Raw genomic sequence first — 5,995 nt, 5'->3', positions numbered from 1 at the left:
ATTAAAAGCTTTATTAATTTAAAAATCTAATTAAAATTAAAAAAATATTAAAATGATAAAAAAAATATTGAAATAGTATATTGATTGAATTATAATATAAATATAAAATGATAATCGTTATCATATGTTTATGATTATGAGATAACAAAAGGGCTAGGAGAAATAAAAATCATGAAAAAAAAATATTTAACGCTAATATTAATTACTTTATGTATAATCTCCTTGTTATTAGGAGCTAAAAGCATAAATATATTAGATGTATTTACTGGTCGTGATGAGACAATGCATCTTATGATGGTTAGTAGAATACCGAGATTAATAAGCACACTTGTAGCAGGTAGTGCTATGAGTATATGTGGCTTAATAATGCAACAAATAAGTCAAAATAAATTTGTTTCACCAACTACAGGAGCAACAATAGATTCAGCAAAACTTGGTATAGTAATTGCAATGGTTTTAGTACCTGGAGCAACAACTATGCAAAAGGCTATGATATCATTTGTTTTTGCACTAGCTGGAACAATGTTATTTATGACTTTTTTAAAAAATTTAAAAGTAAAGAGTGTGATATTCGTTCCACTTGTAGGTATTATGTTTGGTAATATAATTGGCTCAATAACTACTTACATTGGTTACGAATTTGACATAATGCAAAATGTTAACTCATGGTTACAAGGTAATTTTTCAATGATCTTAAAAGGAAATTATGAATTATTATATTTATCAATACCACTAATGGCAATTGCATTTTTCTATGCACACAAATTCACAGTTGTTGGAATGGGTGAAGATTTTGCAACAAACTTAGGTCTTGATTACAATAAAATTGTAAATCTTGGACTGATAATAGTATCTATAGTAACTGTTTGTGTAGTTATTATAGCTGGTGAAATCCCTTATATAGGGTTAATAGTACCAAATTTAGTTTCACTATATAAAGGAGACAATGTACACGAGAATATATTAGATACTGCATTATTTGGGGCAATATTTGTTTTATTCTGTGATATTCTTGCAAGAGTATTTGTCTACCCTTATGAACTTTCTGTAGGTCTTACAGTTGGTGTAATAGGTAGTGGAATGTTCCTTTATTTAGTTTTAAGGAGGAAATCATATGCAAGCTAATCTAGAGAGAAATAAAATAGGTAAAAAGATAGGAAAAGTGGATAGAAAACAAAATTTATATATGCCGATAATAGTATTATCTCTAATGATATTAGCATCATCGTTATTATTCTTATTTATGGGAATCAACAAAGGGAGTATGGATTATGCTCTTTCAAAAAGAATACCTAGATTAATAGCAATAATTCTGACAGGTGGATGCATCGGATTTTCAACAATAATCTTCCAAACTATAACGGACAACAGAATCTTAACTCCGAATGTAATGGGTATAGATTCTCTATATGTAGCAATACAAACTATGTTAATATTTGCTTTTGGTTCAAGTAGTGCATTTGTATCAAATAAGAAAATAAACTTCTTAATTTGCCTAGTATTTATGATTTTAGGAACATCTTTACTATACAAATTAATATTTAAAAAAGATAATGCAAACATAATATTTGTATTATTAATAGGTATGATTTGTGGTACATTTTTCAGAAGTTTATCATCATTTATGCAAATGGTAATTGATCCAAATGAATATTTAGTTCTTCAAAACAAATTATTTGCTAGTTTTAACAATGTAAATGTAGATATATTATTCTTATCTATAATATTAGTTTTACTTATGATTCCATTTGTTTGGGATGATATAAAATACTATGATGTAATGAGTTTAGGGAAAGATCAAGCAATTAACTTAGGTGTTGACTATGACAAAATAATGAAAAAATCATTTGTAATAATAGCAATACTTATAGCAATTTCAACATCTTTAGTAGGCCCTCTTACATTCTTAGGAATTTTAGTAGCAAATATAACTAGAGAAATGATGAAAACATATAAACATAGTTATTTAATAACTGTATCAATATTAGTAAGTATATTTACATTAGTATTTGGTCAGGTATTAATGGAGAGAATTTTACATTTAAGTACACCTGTTAGTGTAGTAATTAATATGATAGGCGGTATTTACTTTATGTATCTACTTTACAAGGAGAGTCGAATATGATAGAAGTAAGAAATTTAAGCAAAAGTTATGGAGATAAAATGGTGGTACATGATGTATCGCTTAAAATACAAAAAGGAAAAATAACTTCTTTAATAGGCCCAAATGGAGCTGGAAAAAGTACAGCTTTCTCTATGATAACTAGACTTATGAAAAGAGACGGTGGTCAAGTATTTATAGAAGGAAAAGAACTAGATAGCTGGGACAAAAAAGAATTATCTAAAAAGATTGCTATATTAAAGCAATCAAACAATATAAATATAAGACTAACAATTAGAGAACTTGTTAGTTTTGGTAGATTTCCATATTGCGAGGGAAAATTACAAGCAGAAGATATTAAATATGTAGAAGAAGCTATAGAGTATATGAGACTTACTGATATTCAAGATAAATATCTAGACGAGTTAAGTGGTGGTCAAAGACAAAGAGCATATATTGCAATGGTTATAGCTCAAGGCACTGAATATATATTCTTAGATGAACCTCTAAATAACTTAGATATGAATAATTCAGTTCAGATGATGAAAGTTCTAAAAAAACTTTGTGATGAGCTTGGAAAAACAATAATCTTAGTTATGCATGATATTAACTTCACATCTTGTTATTCTGATTATATAATCTGCTTAAAAAACGGTATGATTGCAAAAGAAGGAATAGTTGATGAGATAATAAATAAAGAGACACTTGAAGATATATACGAGATGGACTTTGATGTCAAAGATATAGATGGTAAAAAAATAAGTATTTATTATTAAAAATAAAAAATTAAAGAAAGGTTATATAGGACTTAATAAAAAAGTCATTATATATTATTGGGAGAATAAAAATGAACAAAAAAGCAGCTGCCATAGTAGGTGGAATTTTAGTATTAGGATTAGGAGTGTTTGGATTTACTAAATTAAATTCGGGATCACAAAATCAACAAACACAGCAAGAACAAAGTGCTGAACAAACAACTGTTCAGGTAACAGATGCAAATGGCGAAAAAGCAGAATTAAAAAAGAATCCAAAAAGAGTTGTAGTATTTGATTATGGTGTAGCAGATATATTAAAAAACTTAGGTGTTGATGCGGTAGTTGGTCTACCTAAAAACGGAAAAATGCCAGAAATATTATCAAATTACTCAGATGATAAATACACTAATGTAGGAAGCTTAAAAGAAACTGATTTTGAAGCAGTTGAGTCTTTAAATCCAGATTTAATAATAATAGGTGGAAGACAAGCAGAAGATATAGATAGTTTCAAAGAAATAGCTCCAACTGTAAACTTAGCAGTAGATGGACAAGATTACATGAATTCATTCAAAACTGTAGTTACTGATTTAGGAAACTTATTTGATAAACAAGATGAAGCTAAAAAAGCTATAGATGAAATAGAAGCTAAAATAGCAAAAGTAAACAAAACTGTGGCAGAAAAAGGATTAACTGCTAGTGTTGTTATGGCTAATGAAGGAAGTATAAGTGTATTTTCTGCTAAATCAAGATATGGATTAATATATAATGGTTTAGGATTTACTGAAGTTGACAAAAATATAGACGATTCAACTCACGGGCAACAAGTATCATTTGAATATTTCTTAGAAAATAAATCAGATTATGTATTTGTTGTAGATAGAGGAGCAGTTACTGGTAAAGGTGAAGCTGCATCTAAATTATTTGACAATGAAGTAATGAATAAAACAGAAGTTGCTAAAAATGGAAATATAGTTTACTTAAACTCTGTTATATGGTATACAATGACTGGTGGAATCGAGTCTACAAACCAAATGATAGATGAAATAGCAGATGCTATAAAATAATAAGAAATAAGTTCAATAATAAAATAAAAACTTAGGGTAAAGTTTAAATACTGTGCTCTAAGTTTTTTTATTTTAAATAAAAAAATTAGAGAAAAAATAAATATGTTTTAGAGATTTTTAGTGTGTACAAATTTGGTTTATCGTGATAAACTTATAATTAATAAAGTGGTTTACTATGATAAACCAAAAAGGAGAGGTATTATGGAAAAATATAAATTATTCGATGCAGAACTTAAATTTATGAATATTATTTGGGATGAGGAGCCGATAAAGTCAGGGGATTTAGTAAAAGTATGTAATGAAAAACTTGGATGGAAAAAGTCAACTACATACACTGTTTTAAGGAAATTAGCTCAAAGAGGTATATTAAAAAATGAAAATACAGTAGTTACAGCTATAGTAAAAAGAGAGGACACTCAGATTTATGAGAGCCATGAAGTTGTTGAAAAGTCATTTGGTGGTTCACTACCTAAGTTTTTGACAGCATTCTTTGGAAATAAAAAAATATCAAAATATGAAGCTGAAGAGTTAAAAAAATTAATAGATTCTTATAAAGAAGATTAAACTATTTAGAGATAAGGGGGAGAATCTATGAATATTTTATCAACAATGTTTAATACAGTTTTTAATATGACTAGATTGGGAGTAGTATTATTTTTAGTTATATTAATAGGAAGATATATGTTATCTAAGTTTCCAAAGATATACTCATATTTATTGTGGGCAGGTTTATTTCTACGATTGATTATACCTATAAATATATATAGTGATTTATCGCTTATTAAACTAAAATATTTTAATAAACCTATAAATACAGATATAGTTAAACATTTAGAAAATAATAAAATTAGGGAGTATATATCAAACAATCTAAATATAGAAGCATTTAATTTAAATCGAAGTAAAATAGAATATATATTGTGGATAGCTATAATATTATGGATTGCAGGAATAATACTTTTAAGTCTACACACAATAATATCTTATATAAAAATGAGGAAAAAAATATGCACAGCAACACTTATAAAAGATAATATATATGAGACTGATCGTATAGATTCGCCATTTGTATTTGGTATAATAAAACCTAAAATATATCTTCCACTTGGAATTTGCGAAAGAGAACAAGAATATCTAATACATCACGAAGAAGTACATATAAAGAGATTCGATTATATAGTAAAACAAGTTTACTTCTTAGCTGTAATAATACATTGGTTTAATCCGATTGTTTGGAAGGCATTTGAACTTATGACACAAGATATGGAGATGTCTTGTGATGAAAGAGTTATGAAAGATTTTAAAATAGATATAAAAGTAGATTATAGTAATTCATTATTAGAGTTTGCAACTACATCAACTTTAGACTTGCTTTGTCCATTGGCTTTTGGTGAAAATTATGCTAAAAAAAGAATAGAAAATATCTTAAAATATAAAAAAATGGTGTATAAAACACCTAAAATACTTTTTATAGCATTTGTATTTTGGGTAGTATTCTTTATATCAAATCCTAGTGCTAGTCAAATATACGATAAAGACCCAATTTCATATGGTCAACTAGGGGTAGATTATATAGCAAAAGACAGTGAAATAGATTATATGTATGATAAGGAGCTATTTTATATAAGAGAAAGTATATCGAATTTTAAATCTACAGGTGAAATAGAAAATATATATGTTTTTAGTATAAAATCAATAGAAAATAACATAATTGCTGGATTTGTCGACCACTCTAATAAAGAAAAATTGGGAGTATGTGTGTTTGAAAAAGATAACGATAAACTAAAACCACTATATATCGAGCTTGGAGAGAGATATATAACACATCAGGACTACGATATAATGGGTGGAAGTTTTGTAATAGATTATGGGAAAAATCTAGATAAAAAAGCATTAGTAACACTATCTAATGGAATAACATCTATAAAATCAAATGTATATTCAGATAAAAAATTAGTAGAAACTAAAGAAACCACATTAAATGAACCTGATATGACAATTATTGATTTAAGTAAATATATCCTCAGCCTTATATAGACCCAATGGTTTATTTAAACCCTTACTATTCAAATGCT

The 5,995-nt window shown here is 27.2% G+C and carries 6 protein-coding genes; all 6 read left to right on the top strand.

Annotated features, from left to right (window positions below):
• Positions 1-171: 171 nt before the first annotated feature.
• The 6 genes from I4U58_RS12170 (at position 172) to I4U58_RS12145 (ending at position 5,957) form a co-directional block, all read left to right on the top strand.
• A complete protein-coding gene (locus I4U58_RS12170; protein WP_195931612.1) occupies positions 172-1,125 on the top strand; it encodes an ABC transporter permease in 954 nt (317 codons plus the stop codon).
• Positions 1,126-1,186: 61 nt separating this feature from the next.
• Positions 1,187-2,125, top strand: coding sequence for an iron chelate uptake ABC transporter family permease subunit (locus I4U58_RS12165; protein ID WP_154646029.1), 939 nt, complete (start codon positions 1,187-1,189; stop codon positions 2,123-2,125).
• Positions 2,122-2,877: an ATP-binding cassette domain-containing protein gene (locus I4U58_RS12160; RefSeq protein WP_007286065.1), complete on the top strand. Its 756-nt coding sequence runs from the start codon at positions 2,122-2,124 to the stop codon at positions 2,875-2,877. The genes I4U58_RS12165 and I4U58_RS12160 overlap by 4 nt, the downstream gene beginning before the upstream one ends.
• Positions 2,878-2,948: 71 nt before the next feature.
• Positions 2,949-3,920 (top strand): ABC transporter substrate-binding protein, encoded by a 972-nt coding sequence (locus I4U58_RS12155; RefSeq protein WP_195931611.1) that lies wholly within the window; start codon positions 2,949-2,951, stop codon positions 3,918-3,920.
• Between the two features lie 201 nt (positions 3,921-4,121).
• Entirely contained in the window at positions 4,122-4,484 is a 363-nt protein-coding gene (locus I4U58_RS12150; RefSeq protein WP_195931610.1) for a BlaI/MecI/CopY family transcriptional regulator, read from the top strand.
• A 27-nt stretch (positions 4,485-4,511) separates the two neighbouring features.
• Positions 4,512-5,957: a M56 family metallopeptidase gene (locus I4U58_RS12145; RefSeq protein WP_195931609.1), complete on the top strand. Its 1,446-nt coding sequence runs from the start codon at positions 4,512-4,514 to the stop codon at positions 5,955-5,957.
• Positions 5,958-5,995: the final 38 nt, after the last annotated feature.

This window comes from Clostridium sp. 1001270J_160509_D11, from assembly GCF_015667935.1.
Taxonomy (GTDB): domain Bacteria; phylum Bacillota; class Clostridia; order Peptostreptococcales; family Peptostreptococcaceae; genus Intestinibacter.
This window is presented reverse-complemented; position numbering and strand designations above follow the sequence as displayed.

Excerpts from the sequence above, each read along its gene's own strand:
- I4U58_RS12170 (WP_195931612.1), top strand. The coding sequence starts at position 172 with ATGAAAAAAAAATATTTAACGCTAATATTAATTACTTTATGTATAATC.
- I4U58_RS12165 (WP_154646029.1), top strand. The coding sequence starts at position 1,187 with ATGCCGATAATAGTATTATCTCTAATGATATTAGCATCATCGTTATTA.
- I4U58_RS12160 (WP_007286065.1), top strand. The coding sequence starts at position 2,122 with ATGATAGAAGTAAGAAATTTAAGCAAAAGTTATGGAGATAAAATGGTG.
- I4U58_RS12155 (WP_195931611.1), top strand. The coding sequence starts at position 2,949 with ATGAACAAAAAAGCAGCTGCCATAGTAGGTGGAATTTTAGTATTAGGA.
- I4U58_RS12150 (WP_195931610.1), top strand. The coding sequence starts at position 4,122 with ATGGAAAAATATAAATTATTCGATGCAGAACTTAAATTTATGAATATT.
- I4U58_RS12145 (WP_195931609.1), top strand. The coding sequence starts at position 4,512 with ATGAATATTTTATCAACAATGTTTAATACAGTTTTTAATATGACTAGA.